Raw genomic sequence first — 22215 nt, 5'->3', positions numbered from 1 at the left:
GGCAAGCTATTGCTTGTACTGCAAGGCCTTGGCCCGCAAACTTGAATCACTTCCGGAATCAGCGCGAGGATAGCCTTGGCCGCCGCAGTTGACCCTTCGCTCTTCAAGGATGCCGCTGTCGTGCTGGCGACGGCAGGGGTCATCGTGCCCTTCGCCAAGAGCTTCAAGATCAATTCGGTCGTCGCCTTCATGGCCTGCGGCGCGCTGCTCGGCCCTTACGGCCTTGGCGGCCTCGTCGCCTCGGTACCGGTCCTGCGCGCCATCACGGTTGCGGACCCGGAATCCCTGGCCGGCCCTGCCGAGCTCGGCGTCGCCTTCCTGCTCTTCGTCATCGGGCTCGAAATGTCGTTCGAGCGCCTGATGACGATGCGCCGGCTGGTCTTCGGGCTCGGGCTCGGCCAGGTCGGCCTGTCGGCCGCGATCATCGGCGCTGCCGCCTACTGGCTCGGGCAGCCGGCAACCGCAGCGCTCTTGATTGGCTTCGGCCTCGCCCTGTCCTCGACCGCGATCGTGGTCGAGCTGCTCTCGGCCAGCCGCCGCATGACCTCCTCAGCCGGCCGCGCCAGCTTCGCCGTGCTGCTCTGCCAGGACATCGCGGTCATCCCGCTGCTTTTCCTGATCAGCGTGCTCGGCGCGCAGAATGGCGGCTCGCTCATCGCCAGCATGGCGAAGGCGGGCCTCCAGGCCTGCGCCGCCATTGCCGGAATCGTCGTGATCGGCCGCTGGGCGCTGCGCCCGCTCTTCCGCCTGGTCGCTTCGACCGACTCGTCCGAAAGCTTCATGGCGGCGACGCTCCTGACCGCGCTCGGCACCGGCCTGATCGCCGCCACTGCGGGGCTTTCAATGGGGCTCGGCGCCTTCATCGCCGGGCTGCTGCTGGCCGAAACGGAATATCGCCGGGCGATCGAGGTCACCATCGAGCCGTTCAAGTCGCTGCTGATCGGCGTCTTCTTCCTCACGGTCGGCATGGGCATCAACCCGGCCCAGATCGCAGCCCAACCCTTCGCCATCATCGGCATCGCCATTGGCCTCGTCGCCGTCAAGGCGGCGATCGTCTACGGCCTCGGCCGCGCCTTCAAGCTCTCCGCGGCGACATCGATCGAGGCCGCGATCATGATCGGGCCCGGCGGCGAATTCGCCTTCGTGCTGCTCAGCGCCGCCGCCGGCGCCAAGCTGATCGGCGAGGATGCGATCAGCCTCGTGCTGGCGGCCGTCTCGCTTACCATGGTGACCCTGCCGCTCTGCGCGCGCATGGCGCGTCTCCTCGCGGCCCGTCTCGCGAAGCCGGTCATCCTGCCCGAGGAGGCGCGGATCCTGCCGCCGCTCGACCAGACCGACCGCGCCATCGTCATCGGCTGCGGCCGTGTCGGCCGTCTCGTCGGCGCCATGCTGGAGGAGCACAAGAAGCCCTATATCGCCGTTGATTCGAACCCGACCCTGGTCGCGAGCCAGCGTCGCGCCGGGCGGCCGGCCTTTTTCGGTGACGCGACGAAACCGGATTTCCTCAAGCTTTGCGGTATCGAGGACGCGAGCGCGCTGATCGTCACGATCGATACCAACAAGGCGGTCGACGAGACCGTGCGCGTGGCGCGCGCCCTGAAGCCGGACCTGATCATCGTGGCGCGCGCCCGCGACGCAGCCCATGCCCGCCATCTCTACGAACTTGGCGTCAACGATGCGGTGCCTGAGACCATCGAGGCGAGCCTGCAACTGTCGGAGGCGGCGCTGGTCGGTCTTGGCGTGCCGATGGGCCTCGTCATCGCCTCGGTGCACGAGCGCCGCGACGTCTTCCGGCGCGAGCTCAAGCCCGCAGCCGCTCCCGCGCCGGCCCTTCCGCGCCACGGGCGGTCGCGAAGGTTGTGACGTTCTGGGCCGCCCGCACCTGCTGCGCGATGCGGAAGATATGGCCGTAGAACTGGTCGGCGCTGCTCTGCCAGCTATAGCCGGCCGCGAGCTCGAGGCAGGTCTCGCGCGGGATGCGCAGAGCCGCGAGCGCGGCTTTGCGCAGGTCCTCGTCCAGCACCGCTGCCCCGCTGCCGGCGAAGACGTCGCTCGGCCCCTGCACGGGGAAGGCCGCCACCGGCAGGCCGCTCGCCGCGGCCTCGAGCAGCACGATGCCGAACGTGTCGGTCAGGCTCGGGAAGACGAACACGTCGGAGGAGGCGTAGATCGAGGCCAGATCCTCGCCCTCGCGCGTGCCCAGGAAGGTCACGTCCGGGAACGAGCGCTGCAGATCGGCCCGCGCCGGCCCGTCGCCGACCACGACCTTGCTGCCGGGCAGCCTCAGCGACAGGAAGGCCTCGAGGTTCTTCTCGACGGCGACCCGGCCGACGCTGAGGAAGATCGGCCGCGGCAGGTCGAGCACGCTCGCCGGGCGCGGATGGAACAGCGAGAGATCGACGCCGCGGCCCCAGCGCAGGATTCGCTCGAAGCCATGCTGCCTGAGCTCGGCCTCGACGGTCGCGGTCGAGACCATCACACCGGCCGCCGGCCCGTGGAATCGGCGCAGGAAGCGATAGCTCCAGCGCTCGGGGATCGGCCAGCGCGCCGCGACATATTGCGGGAAGCGCGTGTGGTAGCTGGTCGTGAACGTGCGCTTCTGGGCGAGGCAGACCGCACGCGTCAGCCAGCCGATCGGCCCTTCGGTCGCGATATGGATATGGTCGGGCTTGAACTCGGCGATACGCTTCGCCACCGCCCGGCGCGTAGCCAGCGCCAGCCTGATATCGGGATAGGATGGCAGACCGATCTGCCAGAACCCTTCCGGGGTCAGCATATGCGCCGTCACGCCATGGGACGGCGCTGCCTCGTACATGCGCTCCAGCGACCGGACGACCCCGTTGATCTGGGGCCGCCAGGCGTCCGTCGCGATCAGGACGCGCATCAGGCGGCCTCGCTCACCAGGGCCGGTTCGGGGCGCGGTACCGGCAGCACGGCCGGGGCCGGCAGGGGCTGACCCTTCAGCCGATACTGCGGCCAGTGGATGATCTCGAAGCGGCCATCGTGATGCTCGACCACGGCCGTGCAGCTTTCGACCCAGTCGCCGGTGTTGATATAGGTCAGGCCGTCGATCTGGCGATGCGCCGCGTGATGGATATGGCCGCAGACCACGCCATCGGCGCCATGCCGGCGCGCCTCGGCCGCGAGGCAGGTCTCGAACTCGCCGATATAGTTCACCGCATTCTTGACCTTGAGCTTGGCCCAGGCCGAGAGCGACCAATGCGGCAGCTGCAGCAGGCGCCGCACCTTGTTGACCACGGTGTTGGAAGCGAGCGCGATCGTATACGCCCAGTCGCCGAGCAGGGCGAGCCACTTGGCGTTGCGCACAACGAGATCGAACAGGTCGCCATGGATGATCAGCAGGCGCTTGCCGTCCACCGTCTCGTGGATGCAGTCATCGACCAGCGTGATGCCACCGAATTGGGTGCCGGCGAAATCGCGCAGGAATTCGTCGTGGTTGCCGGTGATATAGGTGAGCTTGGAGCCCTTGCGGACCTTGCGCAGCAGCTTCTGGATGACGTCGTTATGCGCCTGCGGGAAGTACCAGCCGCTCTTCAGCCGCCAGCCGTCGATGATATCGCCGACCAGGTAGATCTGCGGCGCATCATAGGCGCGCAAGAATTCCAGCACGAGATCCGCCTGCGCCCCGCGCGTGCCGAGATGCAGATCGGAAATGAAGATGCTGCGAACCTGCTTGGCGTCGTCGTCGTCGCTCATGCTCGCCGGCCCATCCTGTTGCGATGCCTGCGGCGTGTGTCTGATTTGCATTGCGCTTTGATGACGCCGACATGAATCCGTGGTTTGCGTGACGAGCGAACGCAGCATTGTGAGAGGGAACGAAATGGATTTGGGCATTGCCGGCCGCACGGCCATTATTTGCGCCTCCAGCAAGGGTCTGGGCCGCGGCTGCGCCGAGGCGCTTGCCGAAGCCGGCTGCACGGTGGTGATCAACGGTCGCGACGGCGCGACCCTGGAGGAGACCGCCAGCCAGATTCGTGCCAGCTACGGCGCCAAGGTCGTCGCCGTCGTCGCCGACGTCTCGACCAGGGCCGGCCAGGACGCGCTGCTGGCGGCAGCGCCCGAGCCCGACATCCTCGTCAACAACAATGGCGGCCCGCCGCCGAAGGGTTTTCGCGACGTCACCCGCGAGGCGCTGCTTGAAGGCGTGATCCAGAACATGGCGACGCCGATCGAGCTGACGCAGCGCGTCGTCGACGGCATGATCGCCCGCAAGTTCGGCCGCATTGTCAACATCACCTCGATGAGCGTGCTGACCCCGCTGACCGGGCTCGACGTCTCCTCGGGCGCGCGCGCCGGCCTCACCGCCTTCCTCGCCGGCGTCTCCCGCGAGGTCGCCCATGCCAATGTCACGATCAACAACATCCTGCCCGGCATGTTCGACACCGACCGGCTAAAGGGCTCGATGACCAAGATGGCGGCGCTCAGGAACGTCCCGATCGAGGAGATGGCCAAGGCGCGCATGGCCGATGTGCCGGCCAAGCGCTTCGGCAACGCCGAGGAATTCGGCAAGCTCTGCGCCTTCATCGCCAGCGCGCATGCCGGCTACATCACCGGCCAGAATTTCCTGATCGACGGCGGCGTGTTCAAGGGCGCGTTCTGAGACAAGTTCCGACCGGCAGCCGCCTCCCGCCCGCTGCCGGTCGGGGTTGCAAGCTTCACGCTTTGAGAACCCGAATCGGCGTGGTCTAAGGGCAAAGGTCTTCTACAAGACCGATCTCCCCAAACCCGCGCAGTTCCTTGTCCCCTCTCCTCGGCATCAGCCTCAAGCTCATCTCGGCCCTGGCCTTCACCTTCATGTCGGCCGGCATCAAGGCCGTCTCCGCGAACTATCCGACCGGCCAGATCGTCTTTTGCCGCTCCTTCTTCGCACTGATCCCGCTGATCATCTGGCTGGCCTGGCGCTCGGAATTCCCCTCGGCACTCCGGACCCAGAATTTCCGCGGCCATATGAAGCGCGGCGTCTTCGGCTCGACCGGCATGTTCCTCGGCTTCGCGGCGCTCGGCTTCCTGCCGCTGCCGGACGCGGTCGCGCTCGGCTATGCCGGGCCGCTGATGGTCGTGGTGCTCGCCGTCGTGATCCTGAAGGAGCGCGTGCGCATCTATCGCTGGACGGCGGTGACGATCGGCTTCGTCGGCGTGCTCCTGATGCTCTCGCCCTATCTCGGCAGCGACACGCTGGCGCGCGGGCTCCAAGGCGGCCCGGCCATCGGCGCGATGCTGGCGCTGAGCGGCGCCTTCTGTTCGGCCTTCGCCTCGGTCGAGGTCCGCCTCCTGACCAGCACGGAGAAGACCGGCGCGATCGTCTTCTATTTCATGGTGCTGACCGCCACGCTCGGCCTCTGCACCAGCCTGTTCGGCTGGAACCTGCCGACCCTGAAGGATGCGGCGCTGCTCTTCACCATCGGCATTCTCGGCGGGCTCGGCCAGATCCTGATCGTGCAGGCCTATCGCTATGGCGACGCCTCGCTGATCGCGCCCTTCGAATACTCCACCATGCTCTGGGCGGTCGGGATCGGCTGGTTCATGTTCGGCGACTGGCCTGCCAACGCAGTCTTCGTCGGCGCCGTCATCGTCATCGCCTCCGGTATTTACGTGATCCTGCGTGAGCAGCAGCTCGGCCTGCTAAGGAAGGAAACACGAGAGGTCGGCTCCTCCCGCGGCGCCTGATCCTTTGCTTGCTCCCCGGCTCCGGACAAGGCATTGTCCGCTTGGACAAACGATTATGTTCGCTTTCACAAACGGACTGAGTGACAGGCAGCCGCATGGGCATCGAGACGAAGGAACGCAGCGGTCGCGAGCTTGAATCGGGCGCCCAGGTCATCTCGGGCCAGCTCGGCAAGACGATCCAGCGACTGCGCAAGGCCTATAATCTCTCGCTCTCCGAGCTTGCCGAGCAGTCCGGCGTCGCCAAGTCGATCATCAGCCAGATCGAGCGCAACGAGACCAACCCGACCCTGGCGACGATCTGGCGCCTGTCGCAGGCCCTCGACATCTCGATCGAGCGCGTTCTCTCCAGCGGCGAGGAAGAGGCCTTCATCGAGAAGACCACCCGCGCCGACACCCCGATCCTGGTCTCGGAGGACGGCAAGCTGCGCCTCGCCATCATCGGCTGGATCAAGACGGTCGAATGGCTGCAATGGTACGAGGTTCAGGCCGAGCCCGGCGGCGAGCTCGATTCCGAAGGCCACCAGCGCGGCTCGATCGAGTCGCTCTCGGTCAGCGCCGGCGAATTCGAGGTCGAGGTCGGCGACGTGATCCAGCGCGCCAAGGCGGGTGAGACCCTGCGCTACCGCTGTGACCGGCGCCATATCGTCCGCTGCGTCGGCGACCAGCCCGGCAGCGCGTTGATGGTCTGCATCCTCAAAGCGGCGGTGATGGAGTAGCTCCGGAGCCGATCTGGCATCGCCACGACCGATTGAATTGACAAATCAGGCTCAATCAATCATATAAGCGGTTCGATCTTAGGCCGAACGAATTGGCCCCTGCGCTGCTATTGCGCTCCAGCTGACGAACTTCCTGCTCAAAATCGAAACCGTGTGAGGCGTCGTCTCACGCGCAGCAACGCTTTGCGAGAAGGATACTTCTATGGCTACCGGTACCGTCAAATGGTTCAATTCCACCAAGGGCTTCGGCTTCATTCAGCCGGATGACGGCGGACAGGACGCTTTCGTCCACATCAGCGCCGTCGAGCGCGCTGGCCTGCGCGATCTTCGCGAAGGCCAGAAGATCACGTTCGAGCTTGTCCAGGACAAGCGCTCGGGCAAGATGTCCGCCGACAATCTGCGGGCTGAGTGATCGCATGACTGCGCATCGGTGATCCTTCGGATCGAACGGCGACCACGGATGTACTGGCGCCCTTCCTTCCGGACCACAGATAGCGCGGTCGGACCAAGGGTCGGGATAAAACCCGGCCCTTTTGTTTTCTGAAAGGAGTTCTGAATGCAGATTCTCGTTCGTGACAACAATGTCGAGCAGGCCCTGCGCGTCCTCAAGAAGAAGATGCAGCGTGAAGGCATATTCCGCGAGATGAAACGCCGCTCGGCCTACGAGAAGCCTTCCGAGAAGCGCGTTCGCGAGAAGGCGGAGGCCGTGCGACGTGCCCGCAAACTCGCCCGCAAGCAGGCCCAGCGTGAAGGCCTGATCGCAGCGCCCAAGCCCAAGCCGCGGCCCGCCCGCGCTCCGCGCCCGGCAGCCGCCATCTGACCCAGACACACAGGAAAGCCCCATTGTTTCATTCGAACCACCAGAGCTTCGCTGACCGCCGATCCGACTCCGCCAACGCCAAGAAGGCACTGCTGGAGCGTTTTAAGGCGAGACCCGGCACCGACGACCCTATCATGCAGCAGCGCCGCGCCGAGCGTCAGGCCGTTGCCGAGGCCCGTGCCATCCGCGAAGCCGAGAAGGCTGCCGCTCGCGCTGAGGCCGAACGCCTTGCCCTGATCGAGCGTGCTCGCCTCGAAGAGGAAGAGCGCCAGGCCGAGTTGGCCCGTGAAGCCGCCCGCCAGGCCGAGCAGGCCAGGCGCGATGCCGAGCGCCCCCGTAAGGTGCTGCTCGAAGCGGTTCAGTACGCGCAGATGCGCGCTGCCGGTAAAAGACGCCGCTGAGACGACGACGCAACCGGAGGGCTCATCATGCCGAACAAGCGATTGTCTCTTGATGAGGCCAAGCGCCGGGCTCAGGTGGTGGCCGACAAGGCCGAGACACGAACCCGGGAAATGTCGCGCATTCTGGAAGCCGAGCAGGTCGAGCGGAAGGCCGTGGCGGAAAAGACCGCACGCCTGCGAGCCCTGCGTCTGGCGAAGGAGGCTGCCGATGCCCAGGCAGCCGCCGCTGCCGCGGCAGCCGAGGACGGCAAGCAAGGCCGCGGGCCGCGAAAGCATACGCCGGCCCGCTAGGGCGTTTTCGAGTGAAACGGCATCTGGTCAGGGATAGCGGCCCCCCCGGGGCCAGGAGATTCGCGCCTCGAGCCCGCCACCGCTGCGTCCCCGAAGTGAGAGCTGGCCGCGATGGGCCTCGGCGATGGCGCGGGCGATCGCCAGGCCAAGGCCGAAGCCTCCATCATCGCGCAGCGTCCGCGCGGCATCGCTACGGTAGAACGGCTCCAGAACCTTGTCGCGCTCCGCGGGCGCGATCCCGGGACCGTCGTCCTCGACGCTGACGGCGACGCTGCCTTCATCGCCGTCGTCGAGCCGCACGACGGCCTTGCCGCCGAATTTGAGCGCATTGTCGACGAGATTCGTCACGGCCCGCGTCATCTGGTCGGCATCGCACAGCGCAGAGACGCGGTCCGGCCCGACATAGACGACGTCATGCCCCAGATCGGCGAAATCATCGCAGATCGTCTGCAGCAGGGCCGGAAGGTCGGTCGCGACCATATTGCCCGAAGCGCGTCCCTCGCGCAGGAATGACAGCGCGTCATTGGCCATCCGCTCCATCAGGGCGAGGTCCGCCAGCATGGCACGTCGCCGGCCCGGATTGGCGATTTCCTCGGCTCGCAGCCTGAGGCGCGTGATCAGGGTGCGCAAATCGTGACTCACCGCAGCCAGCATCCGCGTACGCTCGTCGACCAGTCGCCGGATGCGTGCGGCCATGGTGCTCAGGGCCGATGCCAGCCGCTTGACCTCCAGCGGTCCACGCTCGACCGTGATCTCGCCGCCCCGGTCCGGATCGAAGCGGTCGGCCGCCTCGGCCAGCCGCGACAGCGGCGACACCACCGCTCGCGCCGCCCATAGCGTCAGCAGGGCGATCAGGGTGGCGAGGGTCGCCAGCGTCACGAGCAACTGGACAATGATGGCGCCGCCGCCCGGCGGCCGCATCATCTCCGGCGGCGCCATCGCGATGCCCGTGCCTTCCGGGAAGCGCAGGCCGATGCCGGGGGGACCGGGCGTCGCGGCATCCGGCCGGTCGAGCGGCAGCACCTCGGCTATGCCGCTCAGCTGTGCTGCGAGCGCGGCGACCATCGCACTGTCCGGTGGGGGCAACTGGCGGTTGCTCGCCGTCGCGGAGGAAGGCAGGCGCGAGAGCCGCGGCTGTGCCGCCAGCGCGGCATCGAGGACGACCGCCCGCGCCTCGGCCGTCCGCGCGGCATGGATCTGGCGTGCGATCGTCGCCAGCTCGACGACATAGGGGAATTCCGGTGGCCGCCGCAGCTCGCGCGGCAGCAGCACCAGAAGCATCACGGCCGTGACCAGGTTCACCAGGACGAAGGCCCCAAGCACGATCACCGCAAGCTGCGTGACCGCGCGCGCCGGCAACAGTTGCGTCAGCAGTCGTATCATCGCGGCGCGACCTCAGGCGAGAACATGTAGCCGCCAGAGCGAATGGTCTGGATCAGCTCCGGCTCACGCGGATTGCGCTCCATCTTCTGGCGCAGGCGGCTGACGAGCACGTCGACCGAGCGCTCGAAGGGCCCGGCCGAGCGGCCCTGCGTCAGGTCGAGCAACTGATCGCGCGAGAGCACACGCCGCGGGCGCTCGCAGAGGGCGAGCAGCAATTCGAATTCCGCGCCCGTCAGGGCAACACGCGCACCGGCCGGATTGAAGAGCCGGCGCGTCGCCTTGTCGAGCGTCCAGCCTGCAAAGGCAATGACGGCATCGCTGCCGATCTCCCCCGCCGGCGAGACGCGGCGCAGCACGGCGCGAATCCGTGCGAGCAGTTCGCGCGGATTGAACGGCTTGGCCAGGTAGTCGTCCGCCCCCATTTCGAGGCCGAGGATCCGATCGATCTCCTCGCCCTTGGCAGTGAGGATGATGATCGGCACCGTTCCGGCATCGCGCAGCCGCCGGCAGATGCTGAGCCCATCTTCCCCCGGCAGCATCAGGTCGAGCACGACGAGGTCGAAGCGCCCGGCGCGCAGGCTCGCATCCATCTCCCGGCCATTGGTGACGTGGCTGACGCGATGATCGTGGCCACGCAGGAAACGAGAGACCAGGGTCGCGATCTCGCGGTCGTCCTCGACCAGGAGGATATGAGGGCTTCGGTTCATCGTCCCGTCTTAGCCGGAACGGGAGAGCGGGGCTCGCATCTTCATGTTTCCCTTTGTTTCCGGCGCAGGATTGGAAACCCGGCGACACAAAATCCCGTCTCGGCGGCCGTCTTTCCGCAAAACACCCCACCGAAGCTGGCATCAACGTCAATCTCGGTCCGCATCATGCCCTTTCCCATCCGCCTTGAAGAAACCCGGCCCGCGAAGGTCCGCCATCGCCGGAGCGGTGTTCTCCTCGTCGCATTTGCCGCCATCCTGCTCTGGCTCGCTTTCCTCCCGGCACTTCTCAGCCGCGACAACCTGCTGCTGCCCGATGGCGGCTGCTGGCTGCGCGGCTACCGCGACCCCGTCACCGGCCGCGACACCGCCTTCGCCTCGCGCGATCTCCGGCGGGTCGAAGCCTGCCGGGCCGAGCAAGGGAGGGGACGCCTGTGATCCAGCTCGCACAGCCATCACGCGCCGGAAGGCTGGCAAAGCTCGTCGCCTTCGCGCGGGCCTGCCCGGCACTCGCCGGCGGTATTGTCCTTTGCGTTGCATCGGTCGCCGCGATCTTGGGTGGCGCGGCCGGCCTGGCCTTCGGGCAGATGAGCAGCGCACCGGCCTCCGACAGCGCCTCCTATCGCGATGCGCGGGTGCAGACGATCGGCGCGCATTTGCGGCAATTCGACAGTGACTACCTTCTGGTTGCGGGCGACTCCCATGCCGAACATTGGTTCGTGCGTTCACTCTGCGGGCTCCCGGTGGTGAATGCCGGGCTTTCCGGCGCCACGGCCCAATCCTATGCGCGCTTCTTCGCCGACTTGCCGCTGTCGCGCCCGCCCCGTGCGATCATTCTGACGATCGGGACCAATGACGCCCAGAAGCGGCGCATCGGCGATCCGGACACGGCGCTCTCACGCTTCGAGAGCTCGGCCGGAACGCTGCTCGCGCTGCTCGGCGGCCAGACCCGACACATCATCGTCACGGCGGTGCCGCCGCTCGATCCCGCTCGTGCCAAAGGCTTTTCGCCGGGCCTCGCCCGTCGCTTCAGCACCGTTCTGAAGGCGGCGTGCCGCGAGCCGGGCTGCAACTTCGTCGATCCGTTCGCAAGCGGAGTTCCGCTCTTCGACGGCGTGCATCTCACGAACTATGCCGGCGCCTTTGCCCGCTTCGAGCGCGATCTTTGCCCCTTGCTCTCCGCTCCCCCGTCGATCAGGACGGCGGACCAGACCCGTAGCCGGAACTGAGTCCGGCGCGGCTGCCAGCGATCGATTCTAGTTCGTTGCCTGCGCCGCCTTCGGCTTCGGCGGGCTCGGCACGGCCGGCAGGGATTTCAGGAACTCCGCCATCGCGAGCCGGTCGGCATCGGAGAGCTGCGAGGTGTTGCGGATGACCGCCGCCATCGAGCCGCCGACATTGTCGAAGCTCGGCGTGAAGCCGGTCTTCAGCAACTCGGCGATCTCCGCCTTCGACCATTTGCCGATGCCGTCTTCCTCATGCTGGGTGATGTTCGGCACCGTGCCCTTGCCTTCAGGATCGGGGCCTCCGGCGAAGCGCGTCGCCTGGATGATCGCGCCGAACCGGTTGCGGCTGGAATGGCATTCGGCGCAATGGCCGGGGCCCTGCACCAGATAGGCGCCGCGATTCCATTCCTCGCTCTTGCTCGGATCGGGCCGGAATGGCGACCCGTCAAAATAGAGCAGCTTCCAGCCGCCGACGAGGCGACGGATGTTGAACGGGAAGGCGAGCTGATGGTCGGGGGCCCTGCCCTCGACCGGCTGAAGGGTGCGGATATAGGCAAAGAGATCGGCCAGCGCCTTGGGCGGCATCAGCCGGTAGGAGGTATAGGGGAAGGCCGGATAATAGTGCTGTCCCCGCGGCGATGTGCCCGTCGCCATGGCGTCGACGAAATCCTGCACGCCCCAATTGCCGATGCCGTCCCGCGTATGGGGCGAGATGTTCGGGGCGTGGAACGTGCCGAAGGGCGAGGCGAGAGCGAGCCCGCCGCCGAGCTTCAGCCGATCGTCCTGGCCGGGCGTGGCATGACAGGACGCGCAGCCGCCGATCGTGAAGAGCACCTTGCCGTTCTCGATATCGGGCGCCGGCAAGGTGCCGATCTCAGGCGCGGGCGAAACCACGCGCGGATCGGTCAGCACGACGAACCCGCCAAGTCCGAGCAGGATGAAGACGACAAGCGTGATCAGCAGACGGCGCATCGACCTTTCCTAGCACGACCTTGGCACGAACGCGCGCTGGCCGCGAAAGGTTCGGCCAGCGCGTGCATAACCGTATCAGGTCTAGCGCTTGACGCGGTAGGTCTCGTGGCAGGTGCCGCAATTCTTGGTCACGTTGCCGAAGCCGGTGCGGAAGCTGGCGAGGTCGGTCGCGGCGGCCGAGGCGGCGCTGGCCTCGCTGTCGAACTTGGCGAGCGAGGCCTTGAAGCCGGCCTGGTCCTCCCAGATCTTCGGCGCGGCAGTGGTCTTGTCACCGGTCTGGCTGCCATCGGGGAAGAGCGTCGCCATCTTCTTAGCGGAGTCGGAATAGGTCTTGAAGATCGCCTGCACCTTGGCGGCGTCGAACGGCGCCTCGCCCTTGGCGATGGCGGCACCGTCACGGGTCGCGGCGCCGATTGACTTCATCGTGTTCTGGCGCTCGACGATCGGATTCGTCTGGGCGACGACGGCGGAAAGGCCGATCGTCAGGCAGGCGGCGACCAAGGCAACGCGGATCATGAGCTCGGGCACTCCAAGGGCTTGAGATACGGCGCCGGACGACGCCGTTTGGAATGCTTCCAGATCAACTCATGATCACGACATCGCCAAGTCGCATTTTCGCGAGCGGGTTTGCGGCAAAGCAAACCCGTCCTTGCGTCAAAGCGGGTAGCCGGCGTCCTTCAGCATGCCGAACACCTTGTTCGGCGTCGCCGGCATGTCGATGGCGCTGATGCCGGCAGCGCGGTTGAGCGCGTCGACCATCGCGTTCATCACCGCCGGGCAGGAGCCGATCGCACCGGCCTCGCCCGCCCCCTTCACGCCGATCGTGTTGGTGACGCAGCGGACATTGCGGGTCTCGAAATGGAAATTCGGGATATCCGCCGCGCGTGGCAGCGCGTAGTCCATGAAGGTCGCGGTCAGCATCTGGCCGGAATCGTCGAAGCGGATCTCCTCCATCAATGCCTGGCCGATACCCTGGGCCGCGCCGCCATGGACCTGGCCGGCCAGCATCATCGGGTTCAGCGTCACGCCGAAATCATCGACCACGACATAGTTCGTGATCTCGGTGCCACCCGTCGCAGGATCGACCTCGAGCTCGCAAATATGCGTGCCGTTCGGATAGGTCGCCTCCGGCGGCTGCCAGCTCTGATGCACCTTCAGCATCTCAGGCGTCGCGCCCGGCAGGGCCGCGATGGCGGTGAGATCGAGGCCGCGATCCGTGCCGACGACGCGCACCGCACCCTCGACGATCTCGAGATCGCCGATGCCGGCCTCGAGCTTCTCCGAGGCGAGCTGCTTCAGGTTGTCGGTGAGGATGCCCGAGGCCTTGTCGAGCGCCGCGCCGCCCACCGGGATCGAGCGCGAGCCACCCGTGCCGGCGCCGGTCGCGACACGGTCGGTGTCGCCCTGGATGACGCGGACGCGATCGAGCGGGATGTCGAGATGCTGGGCGACGAGCTGCGAATAGGCGGTCTCATGCCCCTGCCCGTTCGATTGCGTGCCGATCAGCACGGTAACCGTGCCGTCCTTTTCGAGGATCACGGTCGAGCTCTCCGGACCGCCGCCGCCGCAGGCCTCGATATAGCAGGCCATGCCGATGCCGCGGATCTTGCCGGACTTGCTCGACGACTTGAGCCGGGTCTTGAAGCCCGTCCAATCCGCCACGTCCATGGCGCGGCGCATATGGCCCTCGAACTCACCGGAATCGTAGACCGGGCCGGTCTGCGTCCTGTGCGGCATATTCTCTGGCTTGATGAAGTTGAGCGCGCGCACCGCATCCGGCGTCTTGCCGAGCTCGCGCGCGATCGCATCGACGAGCCGCTCGATCAGATAGGCCGCCTCGGGGCGCCCGGCGCCGCGATAGGCGTCGACCGGGGTCGTGTTGGTCAGCACGCCGCGGATGCGGACATGCACGGCCGGGATATCGTAGCAGCCCGGCGTCATCGTCGTGCCGACCCAGGGAATGAAGGGTCCGTATTGCGAGAGATAGGCGCCCATCTCGGCCCGCAGATCGACCTTGAGGCCGAGGAAGCGGCCTTTCTTGTCGAGCGCCATCGTCGCGGTCGCCAGATTGGCGCGGCCATGCGTGTCGGCGAGGAAATGCTCGGTGCGGTCGGAGACCCAGCGCACCGGCCGCTTCAGCTTCTCGGCCGCGACCATGGTCAGCGGGTATTCGCGATACATGAACAGCTTGGTGCCAAAGCCGCCGCCGACATCCGGCGTGACCACGCGGATGCGCGACTGATCGACCTTGAGGATGTAGTCGGCCAGGATCTCGCGCATGTTATGGCTGCCCTGGCTCCCCATGGTCAGGGTCCAGCGCTTGGTGGCCTTGTCGTATTCGGCGACGCAGGCGCGCGTCTCCATGTAGTTGGAGGCGAGCCGGTTGTTGACCACCGTGACGGAGATCGTGCGGTCGGCCTTGGCGAAGGCCTTCTCGGTCTTCTCGGCATCGCCCTGCCCGGCTTCGAAGGCGACATTGCCTTCGCGATCCGGCCAGACCAGCGGCGCGCCGTCGGAGAGCGCCTCCTCGATGCCGGTGATGGAGGGGAGCGGATCCCAGGCGATGTCGATCGCCTCGGCCGCATCACGCGCCTGATCAAGCGTCTCGGCGACGATGAAGGCGACTGCCTCGCCGACATGGCGCACGATATCGAGCGGCAGCACCGGCACCGGCATCGGCTCCACCGGCTCGCCGCTGATGCTGGCGATCAGCCCCTTGCAGGGCAGGCCGCCGAGATGAGCGACATCCTCGCCGGTCAGGACAAGCTTGACGCCCTTCATCTTGCTGGCAGCGTCCTTGTCGCGGATCGCAAACTTCGCATGCGCATATTGCGAGCGCAGCACATAGCCGTGCAGCGCGCCCTCGACGGCGGTGTCGTCGGTATAGCGGCCAGAGCCCGTGGTCAGGCGCTGGTCCTCGACCCGCCGCATCGGCTGGCCCATTCCGAACTTCATCGGACGCATCGGCAAACTTCCTTCGGATAAGTCGAATGAGAAAACTGAAGCAGGAAAGGCGTTGCGTCACCCCGGCCCGGGCGCGGGCTGCGATGCGCCGGGCGCAGGTTGCGCTACGGCTCAGCGGATCATGCGCGCAGCGCCTTCCGACATGCTGATCATCATGTTGTAGCTGGAGACCAGCCGGTTGGCATCGCTGGCGGCGCCCTTGCGCACATCACCCTTGGCGCGGCCGAGCTTGTCGCGGAAATCGCGCAGCGAACCCAGCCAAGAACCGGCCGAGCTCTCGATCATCGGCACGCCCGACGGATTGGCGTCCTTGAAGCGGTCCATCTCGCGAATGGCTGCGGCATAGCCCGCGAGAGCTTCGTCGAAGGCCTTGAGGTCGACGATCGGCTTTTCGTTGCTCGGCATCGTGTCCATTACCGCGCGGGCATTGATCATGATGTTGCGGAGTTGCCAGCGGGCTGAGCGGCCCTCGGCAGCTTCGATTGCGGCGAGGTCGCGGGCATCGACCATCTTCTTGTAGGCGTTGAGCTGCTGGTCGAAGGCGGCGCGCTCGCGCAGGAAAATCTCGGCCGCGGGCACCATCCTGACATGGAGCTCCCGCCCCTCCGCCGCGCCGTCGTCGCGGTAGTCCTTGCGATCGTAGTAGCGCTCGCCCCGGGTGACCAGCGGCGCGAGCTCCTGATAGGCCTTGATGTAGCGCCGGACCGAGCCGTCGAGCTCCGGCTGCGCCGGGGGATTCGCGGTGGCGGCCTCGGCCTTGGCGATCTCTCCGGTGACGTCGTAGAGGCTGTACATGCCGTAATCGATATAGCGCTCCTTGCCCGTCGGGCCGCGCTTCATGTCGACCCAGCTCTTGTAGCGGTTCCACGAATCGATTGCGCGCAGCGTGCGGTTGGCGAGCGCCGTATAGGCATTCGCCTTGGCGATGGCCGCCTGCAGCTCGGCATCCTCAGCCGGACGGCGAGCCTCCTGCGATGGCACCTGAGCAAGCGCGACCGGTGCCGCCGCGGCGGTGCCCAACAGAGCGGCCAATGACAGGGTAAGCAGGCGGGAGGCAGTCATCGCGAGACCCCGGAGCATTTTCGAGCGAAGTGTATCAGCCCTGGCGCACGGCCTGGCAACGTCCGGCGGCGCCGCACCGGCGATGCTCAATGCTCGACCGGCTCGCCCTGCATGACCCAGTCCTTGAAGCCGCCGAGGTAATGGCTGTCGATATCGAGCCCCGCCGACTGGGCGAATTCGAGCGCGCGCAGCGAACGCACGCCGGCAGCGCAGGAGAGCACGATGCGCTTGCCCGGCTCATTGGGAAGGTCGGCAGGATTGAATTGCGAGAGCGGTCGCGAGACCGAGCCGGGAATATGCCCGGCCGCGAATTCATGCGGCTCGCGCACGTCGACGATCAGGATGCTGTCATCGGCGAGCCCGGCCTTGATGTCGTCGATGTCGAGGTCATTCACGGTCATGGGGCGAGCCTCACGCTTCTCTCAGTCCAGTAACCTGACCAGATAGAGAGTGAGCACCGGAAATGCCACCACGATGCCGAGCCGGATGATGTCCGACAGCACGAAAGGCAGCACGCCGCGATAGATCCGGGTCACCGGCACGTCGCGCGCCAGCGACGCGACGACGAAGACATTGAGGCCGATCGGCGGGCAGGTCATGCCGATACCGACCACGATCAGCACGAGGATACCGAACCAGATCGCGACATCATCAGGCAGCATGCCGAAATCGAGCGCGGTCACAATCGGGAAGAAGACCGGCAGCGTCAGCAGGATCATGGCGAGCTCGTCCATCACCCCGCCAAGGATGATATAGAAGACGAGCAGCCCGATCAGCACCGTATAGGGCTGCCAGCCGGAGGCCGCGATCATCTCGGCCGCCGCCGTCGGGACCTGGGTCAGGGCCAGGAAGGCATTGAACACTTCCGCCCCGAGCAGGATGGCGAAGATCATCGCCGAGGTCTCGGCCGTCTGCAGGATCGCCTGCTTGATCTCGGAAAAGCCGAGCGTGCGCCGCAGAAGCCCGATCAGCAGCATGATGAAGGCGCCGACCGAAGCGCCTTCGGTCGGCGTGAAGACGCCGCCATAGATGCCGCCGACCACGATGAGTGCGACGAGCAGCGCCGGAACGACACCAAGCAGCGGCCGCCAGCGTGCGCGCCACGGGATGCGCTCATGCGCCGGGCCGAGCGTGCCGTCGAGCCGCGTCATGATCGCGATGGTGATGCAATACATCGCCGCCGCCATAAGGCCGGGGATCAGCGCCGCCTTGAACAGCTTGGCGATGTTCTGCTCGGTCGAGATCGCATAGACCACGAGGATCACCGAGGGCGGGATCAGGATGCCGAGCGTGCCGCCGACCGCGGTGACGCCGCAGGCGAAGCCGGGATCGTAATTGTAGCGGCGCAGCTGCGGCAGCGCCGCGCGCGCGAAGGTCGCGGTGGTCGCGACCGAGGAGCCGCAGATCGCCCCGAAACCGGTGCAGGCGCCGATCATCTCCATGCCGAGCCCGCCGCGGCGATGCCCGACAAAGGCCGAAGCCGCCTTGAACAGGTCGGCCGCCAATCCCGAACGTTCGGCGAAGGCACCCATCAGCACGAAGAGCGGGATCACCGAGAGCGTGTAATTGGCGAAAATCTGGTAGGGCGTGGTCCGGATATAGTTCAGGAAGGGCTCGAACCCGTTGAGCTGGATATAGCCGAGCCCGCCGACCAGCATCATCGCCAGTCCGATCGGCAGGCGCAGCGCCATCAGCGCAAGCAATGCCGCAAAGCCGATGATCGCCAGGGCGGCCCCGCTCACGTGCGGGCTCCGACGAGCCGGCGCGCGCTGACGAAGGCGGCGGCGGCGACCAGCACGGCGAGCACGGCACAGATCGCGATCGGGATATAGCTGGGAAAGCCGAGGACCATCGTGTTCTCGCCGCTGGCGAGCGCCGCACGGGCGCCGACCGCGAGCCGCCAGGCGATCAGCGTCATCACCAGCCCGTAGACGACATCCCAGACCGCGTCGATCCCGTTGTGCCAGCGAGCGGGCAGCCTCAGCGTGAACGTGTCTACGAAGATATTTCCGCGCTTGAGCTGGCAGTAGGGCAGGAAGCAGAAAGCGGCGACCGCCGTCGCCATCTGCACCAGCTCGAAATCGCCGGGAACGCCGGCCTCCCCGACGAGATCGCTGCGCAAGGTGACGCTGACCACCACCATGCTCGCAAGCGCAATCAGGAGCAGGCCGCCGATCAGGGCGACCGCCTCCACCGCCCTGTCGAATCCCGACAGCGGCCTCTGGTCTTTCGGCTCAGCCATTCGCGTGCCGTCAGGCGGCTTTCTCGTGCTTGGCCAGGGCGGCGCGGGCGCTCTCGAGCAGCTTTGTGCCGTCCAGGCCCTTGTCCTTGCAGGTCTTGACCCAGCCCTCGATCACCGGCTCGGTGGTCTTGCGCCAGCGGGCAGCTTCGGCCTCTTCCAGCACCGTGATCGTGTTGCCGCGCTTGCGAACCATCTCGGAGACGACGACCGCCTGCTCGTCCCAGACCTTGCCGGCCATGGCCGCAGCGGCGAGGCCGGAATTCTTGTCGAGCACCGCCTTCAGATCGGCCGGCAGCGCATCGTATTTCGCCCGGTTCATCGCCAGGACGAAGGTCGCGACATAGAGTGTCGGCGAGCCCGGGATCTCGGTGTGGTACTTGACCAGTTCCTGCACCTTGATCGAAGGCACCACCTCCCAGGGCACGACGCAGCCGTCGATGACGCGCTGCGCCAGCGATTCCGGCACCTGCGGGATCGGCATGCCGATGGCATTGGCGCCGAGCGCACGCAGCGCCTCGCCGGCGAGACGGGTCGGGAAGCGCAATTTCAGACCCTTGAGGTCCTCCATCGTCTTCACCTGCTTGTTGGCATGGATCAGCCCGTGATCATGCGCCCAGAAGCAGATCGGCTTGACCTCCTTGAACTCGTCCTTGAGATGCTGCTCGGCATAGTCGGTCAGGGCCAACGAGTTCACCAACGCGCGCTTGTTCGGCACGAAGGGCAGTTCGAACGCCTCGATGCCGGTGAAGCGGCCCGGCGTATTTCCCGGCAATGTCCAGACCAGATCCGCGACGCCGTCCCTGGCCTGATCGAAGAGCTGCGGCGGCGTGCCGCCGAGCTGCATCGACGGGAAGATGTCGATCTTGATGCGCCCGCTCGATTCGGCCGCGACCTTGTCGGCCCAGGGCTTCAGGAACTTGGCATGGCCGTTCGAGACTGGCGGCAGGAAGTGATGCATCTTCAGCGTCACCTCCTGCGCATTGGCGCGGGTGGCACGCAGCACGGCCGGAGCAGCGACAGCCGAGCCGGCGAGCGTCAGGAAAGTACGGCGGTCGAAAGTCATGATCCCCTCCCCAGGAGAGCGGTTGGCCGAAGCTCCGCTGCCGCAATGCGATGAGCCATTCCCAGCGGGAATGGCTCATCTGAGTTATGCGTATGACTTGAGCGTCAAATCGTTGCCGACGCAAGTGTCTCGCATTCGACGCGAGCGCCGCCGAATGTCAGGCTTTCGCTGCTTCCGCACCCGGAATGCGCAGCACCCAGCCCGGCATGATCAGGTCGGGATTCTTGACCGGCGGCGTGTTGGCCTTGACGATCTCGGTATACTTGGCGCCCTGGCCCTTGCCGTAATGCTCTTCCGCGATCTTCCAGAGCGTGTCGCCCTTCTTGACTGTATAGAACACGGCGGCCGGCGCCTCCTTGTTGACGATCAGGTCCGATTCGACCTGCGCCACGCCGGAGGTGTTGCCGAGCGCGAGAATGATCTTCTCGGCCTCCTCGGTGGACATCGCCTTGCCGGAGACCTTCACCTTGTCGCCGCTGACATCGATCTTGACGTCGGAGGGCAGGCCGTGGCCGGCCAGTTCCTTCTGCAGATCGTCGGATGTCGCCGCCTTGGCAGAGCCGCCAAAGAGCTTGGCGCCAGCTTCCTTGATGAAACTGAAGAGACCCATCGCATTTCCTCCTGAGTAGGAGCAGGCATGAAGCCCGCTCGGGGCGACAAGTTCAAGACGATTTCACGCCGAAACGCCGGCCAGCATAGCGCAGGATGCGACTTCAGGCCTCATTCGTCGCAAAGCGGCATAGCAGCTTCGGCGTCAGGCCCCTTTTCCGCCGGGGCCGGCACTGGCACAAGCACGCCATCGCAACCGGGATGCCGCCATGCTCACCCTCGCCCAGGCCCAGACGCTTCTATCCGCCACCCTCGCCTATGCCGTCGAAAAGGAGCTGAAGCCGCTGGCTGTCGCGATCCTCGATTCGCGCGGCGCGCAGAAGGCCTTCGCCGCCCAGGACGGCACCAGCCTGAAGCGCGGCGAGATCGCGCTCGGCAAGGCCCATGGCGCGGTGGCGCTCGGCATCGGCTCGCGCGCGATCCACAAGATGGCGATGGAGCGCCCCTATTTCGTCGAGGCCGCGACGCATGCCGTCGGCGGCTCGCTCGTGCCGGTTCCCGGCGGCGTGCTGATCCGCGACGCGGCCGGCGCCCTGCTCGGCGCCATCGGCATTTCCGGCGACACCTCCGACAATGACGAAGCGGCCGCCACGGCGGGCATCGCCGCGCTAGGCCTTGTTGCTGACACGGGAGCCTGAAACAGAAGAATATTCTCTTCTCCGGCTCAAGGCTGATCGCGCCCGGCAGTTCTCATTGCATCGAGGCGCGATTTGCGGCAACGGGGCAAAAATCACCCCGAGGACTGTTTAGAATGAGTGTCGAGACCGCCAACGAGAATGTCGCCGAAGGCGAGACCATCGAGACCGACGTCGTCATCGTCGGCGCCGGGCCTTGCGGCCTGTTCGCCGTGTTCGAGCTCGGGCTGCTCGATATCCGCGCCCATCTCGTCGACATCCTGCCCAAGGTCGGCGGCCAATGCGCCGAGCTCTATCCGGAGAAGCCGATCTACGACATTCCCGGCTTCCCGCTCGTCACCGGCCAGGGCCTGGTCGACAACCTGATCGAGCAGATCAAGCCGTTCAGCCCGACCTTCCATCTCAACCAGATGATCGCATCGCTGGAGCCGATCGGCACCGCCGAGGCGCCGCGCTTCCGCGTCCGGACCGATGCCGGCATGATCTTCGAGACCAAGGTGGTCGTGATCGCGGCCGGCGGCGGCTCGTTCCTGCCGAAGAAGCCGCCGATCCCCGGCATCGAGGGCTATGAGAACAGCAGCGTCTTCTACGCTGTGCGCAAGATGGATGCCTTCCGCGGGCGCGACATCCTGATCGTCGGCGGCGGCGATTCCGCGCTCGACTGGACGCTGAACCTGCAGCCCATCGCCAAGCGCGTCACGTTGATGCACCGCCGCGACGATTTCCGCGCCGCGCCCCACTCCGTCGAGCAGATGCGCGCGCTGGTGGCATCGGGCCAGATGGACCTCAAGATCGGCCAGGTCACCGGCCTGAAGGGCGACGGCACCACGCTCGAGGCCGCGATCTGCCGCGACAATGCCAATGAGACCTTCGAAGTCGGCTGCGATACCCTGCTGCCCTTCTTCGGCCTGACGATGAAACTCGGCCCGATCGCCGACTGGGGCCTGAACCTGCACGAGAACCTGATCCCGGTCGACACCGAGAAGTTCGAGACCAACATCCCCGGCATCTTCGCCATCGGCGACATCAACACCTATCCGGGCAAGCTGAAGCTCATCCTCTCCGGCTTCCATGAAGGCGCGCTCGCCGCACAGAAGGTGCACCGCTACGTCTATCCGGAGAAGCGGCTGACTTTCCAGTACACCACCTCCTCGACGAGCCTGCAGAAGAAGCTCGGCGTGGCATAGAACATTTCCGCGTTTCTTCGAAACGCGAAAATGCTCTATCTATCTGTCTTAACGCATTTTCTTCACGCGAACCGGCATCCAGTTCGCTCGAAAATGCTCTAAACTCTTCTCCCACCCATCTCTGGCTTGCGCGAGATGGGCAGATATCCGGGCCAAAGTCGGGAACACCCGACTTTGGCGGAGGAGAAGGTGGCTCGGCGAAGCCGAGACGGATGAGGCAAGTGCCTCATCCGAAACAAGAAAAAGGGCCGC

At 66.2% G+C, this 22215-nt stretch carries 25 protein-coding genes; 12 read left to right on the top strand and 13 right to left on the bottom strand.

What is annotated here, in order from left to right; all coding sequences use genetic code 11:
* Positions 1-75 precede the first annotated feature (75 nt).
* Positions 76-1863, top strand: coding sequence for a cation:proton antiporter domain-containing protein (locus EV560_RS23405; protein ID WP_131858247.1), 1788 nt, complete (start codon positions 76-78; stop codon positions 1861-1863).
* Here the strand turns inward: EV560_RS23405 and EV560_RS23400 are convergent.
* Together EV560_RS23400 and EV560_RS23395 are read right to left on the bottom strand one after the other, a co-directional pair.
* Positions 1802-2884: a glycosyltransferase family 4 protein gene (locus EV560_RS23400; RefSeq protein ID WP_131858246.1), complete on the bottom strand. Its 1083-nt coding sequence runs from the start codon at positions 2882-2884 to the stop codon at positions 1802-1804. The genes EV560_RS23405 and EV560_RS23400 overlap by 62 nt on opposite strands.
* Entirely contained in the window at positions 2884-3717 is an 834-nt protein-coding gene (locus tag EV560_RS23395; protein WP_131858245.1) for a UDP-2,3-diacylglucosamine diphosphatase, read from the bottom strand. The genes EV560_RS23400 and EV560_RS23395 overlap by 1 nt, the downstream gene beginning before the upstream one ends.
* Before the next feature lie 124 nt (positions 3718-3841).
* On the opposite strand from EV560_RS23395, the gene EV560_RS23390 reads away from it, so the two are divergent.
* The 7 genes from EV560_RS23390 (at position 3842) to EV560_RS23360 (ending at position 7916) form a co-directional block, all read left to right on the top strand.
* The gene (locus tag EV560_RS23390) at positions 3842-4621 is read left to right on the top strand and encodes an SDR family oxidoreductase (RefSeq protein WP_131858244.1); all 780 of its coding nucleotides are present in this window, start codon (positions 3842-3844) and stop codon (positions 4619-4621) included.
* Between the two features lie 137 nt (positions 4622-4758).
* Positions 4759-5688: a DMT family transporter gene (locus EV560_RS23385; RefSeq protein ID WP_131858243.1), complete on the top strand. Its 930-nt coding sequence runs from the start codon at positions 4759-4761 to the stop codon at positions 5686-5688.
* Positions 5689-5783: 95 nt separating this feature from the next.
* Positions 5784-6404 (top strand): helix-turn-helix domain-containing protein, encoded by a 621-nt coding sequence (locus EV560_RS23380; protein ID WP_131858242.1) that lies wholly within the window; start codon positions 5784-5786, stop codon positions 6402-6404.
* A 202-nt stretch (positions 6405-6606) separates the two neighbouring features.
* Positions 6607-6816, top strand: a complete 210-nt coding sequence (locus tag EV560_RS23375; protein ID WP_131858241.1) for a cold-shock protein — start codon at positions 6607-6609, stop codon at positions 6814-6816.
* Between the two features lie 144 nt (positions 6817-6960).
* Entirely contained in the window at positions 6961-7224 is a 264-nt protein-coding gene (rpsU, locus tag EV560_RS23370; RefSeq protein ID WP_131858240.1) for a 30S ribosomal protein S21, read from the top strand.
* Positions 7225-7247: 23 nt separating this feature from the next.
* Positions 7248-7625 carry a DUF6481 family protein gene (locus EV560_RS23365; protein ID WP_131858239.1) on the top strand — a complete coding sequence of 126 codons (378 nt, stop codon included), beginning with the start codon at positions 7248-7250 and terminating at the stop codon, positions 7623-7625.
* A 27-nt stretch (positions 7626-7652) separates the two neighbouring features.
* Positions 7653-7916, top strand: a complete 264-nt coding sequence (locus EV560_RS23360; protein ID WP_131858238.1) for a hypothetical protein — start codon at positions 7653-7655, stop codon at positions 7914-7916.
* A gap of 27 nt (positions 7917-7943) precedes the next feature.
* Here the strand turns inward: EV560_RS23360 and EV560_RS23355 are convergent, their stop codons facing one another.
* Positions 7944-9299: a sensor histidine kinase gene (locus EV560_RS23355; protein WP_131858237.1), complete on the bottom strand. Its 1356-nt coding sequence runs from the start codon at positions 9297-9299 to the stop codon at positions 7944-7946.
* Complete coding sequence (locus EV560_RS23350) at positions 9296-10006, bottom strand: response regulator (protein WP_131858236.1); 711 nt, start codon at positions 10004-10006, stop codon at positions 9296-9298. Before EV560_RS23350 ends, EV560_RS23355 begins: the two co-directional genes overlap by 4 nt.
* Positions 10007-10171: 165 nt before the next feature.
* Here EV560_RS23350 and EV560_RS23345 point away from each other — a divergent pair, with 165 nt between their 5' ends.
* Together EV560_RS23345 and EV560_RS23340 are read left to right on the top strand one after the other, a co-directional pair.
* The gene (locus EV560_RS23345) at positions 10172-10441 is read left to right on the top strand and encodes a hypothetical protein (RefSeq protein ID WP_131858235.1); all 270 of its coding nucleotides are present in this window, start codon (positions 10172-10174) and stop codon (positions 10439-10441) included.
* Entirely contained in the window at positions 10438-11232 is a 795-nt protein-coding gene (locus EV560_RS23340) for an SGNH/GDSL hydrolase family protein (RefSeq protein WP_131858234.1), read from the top strand. Before EV560_RS23345 ends, EV560_RS23340 begins: the two co-directional genes overlap by 4 nt.
* A 27-nt stretch (positions 11233-11259) precedes the next feature.
* Here the strand turns inward: EV560_RS23340 and EV560_RS23335 are convergent, their stop codons facing one another.
* The 9 genes from EV560_RS23335 to lysM all read right to left on the bottom strand — a co-directional run bounded on the left by EV560_RS23335 (position 11260) and on the right by lysM (position 20142).
* A complete protein-coding gene (locus tag EV560_RS23335) occupies positions 11260-12201 on the bottom strand; it encodes a cytochrome c (RefSeq protein WP_131858233.1) in 942 nt (313 codons plus the stop codon).
* Between the two features lie 81 nt (positions 12202-12282).
* Complete coding sequence (locus tag EV560_RS23330; protein ID WP_131858232.1) at positions 12283-12717, bottom strand: c-type cytochrome; 435 nt, start codon at positions 12715-12717, stop codon at positions 12283-12285.
* A 138-nt stretch (positions 12718-12855) separates the two neighbouring features.
* Complete coding sequence (locus tag EV560_RS23325) at positions 12856-15165, bottom strand: xanthine dehydrogenase family protein molybdopterin-binding subunit (RefSeq protein ID WP_131858231.1); 2310 nt, start codon at positions 15163-15165, stop codon at positions 12856-12858.
* Between the two features lie 111 nt (positions 15166-15276).
* The gene (locus EV560_RS23320) at positions 15277-16227 is read right to left on the bottom strand and encodes a YiiG family protein (protein WP_131858230.1); all 951 of its coding nucleotides are present in this window, start codon (positions 16225-16227) and stop codon (positions 15277-15279) included.
* An 86-nt stretch (positions 16228-16313) separates the two neighbouring features.
* Positions 16314-16628 (bottom strand): rhodanese-like domain-containing protein, encoded by a 315-nt coding sequence (locus EV560_RS23315; protein ID WP_131858229.1) that lies wholly within the window; start codon positions 16626-16628, stop codon positions 16314-16316.
* 21 nt (positions 16629-16649) lie between these two features.
* Positions 16650-17969, bottom strand: coding sequence for a TRAP transporter large permease (locus tag EV560_RS23310; protein ID WP_131858228.1), 1320 nt, complete (start codon positions 17967-17969; stop codon positions 16650-16652).
* Positions 17966-18469 carry a TRAP transporter small permease gene (locus EV560_RS23305; protein ID WP_131858227.1) on the bottom strand — a complete coding sequence of 168 codons (504 nt, stop codon included), beginning with the start codon at positions 18467-18469 and terminating at the stop codon, positions 17966-17968. Before EV560_RS23305 ends, EV560_RS23310 begins: the two co-directional genes overlap by 4 nt.
* 10 nt (positions 18470-18479) lie before the next feature.
* On the bottom strand, positions 18480-19532 hold the full coding sequence (locus tag EV560_RS23300) for a TRAP transporter substrate-binding protein (RefSeq protein ID WP_131858226.1): 1053 nt from the start codon (positions 19530-19532) through the stop codon (positions 18480-18482).
* Positions 19533-19689: 157 nt separating this feature from the next.
* On the bottom strand, positions 19690-20142 hold the full coding sequence (gene lysM / locus EV560_RS23295) for a peptidoglycan-binding protein LysM (RefSeq protein WP_131858225.1): 453 nt from the start codon (positions 20140-20142) through the stop codon (positions 19690-19692).
* Positions 20143-20350: 208 nt separating this feature from the next.
* Here lysM and EV560_RS23290 point away from each other — a divergent pair, with 208 nt between their 5' ends.
* Together EV560_RS23290 and EV560_RS23285 are read left to right on the top strand one after the other, a co-directional pair.
* Positions 20351-20779, top strand: coding sequence for a GlcG/HbpS family heme-binding protein (locus EV560_RS23290; protein WP_131858224.1), 429 nt, complete (start codon positions 20351-20353; stop codon positions 20777-20779).
* Positions 20780-20892: 113 nt separating this feature from the next.
* Positions 20893-21963: an NAD(P)/FAD-dependent oxidoreductase gene (locus EV560_RS23285; protein WP_131858223.1), complete on the top strand. Its 1071-nt coding sequence runs from the start codon at positions 20893-20895 to the stop codon at positions 21961-21963.
* The last annotated feature ends 252 nt before the right edge of the window (positions 21964-22215 follow it).

This window comes from Allobosea sp. BK604 (assembly GCF_004341515.1).
Classification (GTDB): domain Bacteria; phylum Pseudomonadota; class Alphaproteobacteria; order Rhizobiales; family Beijerinckiaceae; genus Allobosea.
The sequence above is the reverse complement of the archived record's forward strand: the minus strand, read 5'-3'. Positions and strand labels throughout refer to the sequence as shown.

Coding starts and splice junctions, on each gene's coding strand:
- EV560_RS23335 (WP_131858233.1), bottom strand. CDS start 12,201: ATGCGCCGTCTGCTGATCACGCTTGTCGTCTTCATCCTGCTCGGACTT.
- rpsU (WP_131858240.1), top strand. CDS start 6,961: ATGCAGATTCTCGTTCGTGACAACAATGTCGAGCAGGCCCTGCGCGTC.
- EV560_RS23395 (WP_131858245.1), bottom strand. CDS start 3,717: ATGAGCGACGACGACGACGCCAAGCAGGTTCGCAGCATCTTCATTTCC.
- EV560_RS23315 (WP_131858229.1), bottom strand. CDS start 16,628: ATGACCGTGAATGACCTCGACATCGACGACATCAAGGCCGGGCTCGCC.
- EV560_RS23355 (WP_131858237.1), bottom strand. CDS start 9,299: ATGATACGACTGCTGACGCAACTGTTGCCGGCGCGCGCGGTCACGCAG.
- EV560_RS23380 (WP_131858242.1), top strand. CDS start 5,784: ATGGGCATCGAGACGAAGGAACGCAGCGGTCGCGAGCTTGAATCGGGC.
- EV560_RS23360 (WP_131858238.1), top strand. CDS start 7,653: ATGCCGAACAAGCGATTGTCTCTTGATGAGGCCAAGCGCCGGGCTCAG.
- EV560_RS23285 (WP_131858223.1), top strand. CDS start 20,893: ATGAGTGTCGAGACCGCCAACGAGAATGTCGCCGAAGGCGAGACCATC.
- EV560_RS23320 (WP_131858230.1), bottom strand. CDS start 16,227: ATGACTGCCTCCCGCCTGCTTACCCTGTCATTGGCCGCTCTGTTGGGC.
- EV560_RS23325 (WP_131858231.1), bottom strand. CDS start 15,165: ATGCGTCCGATGAAGTTCGGAATGGGCCAGCCGATGCGGCGGGTCGAG.
- EV560_RS23330 (WP_131858232.1), bottom strand. CDS start 12,717: ATGATCCGCGTTGCCTTGGTCGCCGCCTGCCTGACGATCGGCCTTTCC.
- EV560_RS23350 (WP_131858236.1), bottom strand. CDS start 10,006: ATGAACCGAAGCCCTCATATCCTCCTGGTCGAGGACGACCGCGAGATC.
- EV560_RS23290 (WP_131858224.1), top strand. CDS start 20,351: ATGCTCACCCTCGCCCAGGCCCAGACGCTTCTATCCGCCACCCTCGCC.
- EV560_RS23390 (WP_131858244.1), top strand. CDS start 3,842: ATGGATTTGGGCATTGCCGGCCGCACGGCCATTATTTGCGCCTCCAGC.
- EV560_RS23375 (WP_131858241.1), top strand. CDS start 6,607: ATGGCTACCGGTACCGTCAAATGGTTCAATTCCACCAAGGGCTTCGGC.
- EV560_RS23300 (WP_131858226.1), bottom strand. CDS start 19,532: ATGACTTTCGACCGCCGTACTTTCCTGACGCTCGCCGGCTCGGCTGTC.
- EV560_RS23400 (WP_131858246.1), bottom strand. CDS start 2,884: ATGCGCGTCCTGATCGCGACGGACGCCTGGCGGCCCCAGATCAACGGG.
- EV560_RS23305 (WP_131858227.1), bottom strand. CDS start 18,469: ATGGCTGAGCCGAAAGACCAGAGGCCGCTGTCGGGATTCGACAGGGCG.
- lysM (WP_131858225.1), bottom strand. CDS start 20,142: ATGGGTCTCTTCAGTTTCATCAAGGAAGCTGGCGCCAAGCTCTTTGGC.
- EV560_RS23345 (WP_131858235.1), top strand. CDS start 10,172: ATGCCCTTTCCCATCCGCCTTGAAGAAACCCGGCCCGCGAAGGTCCGC.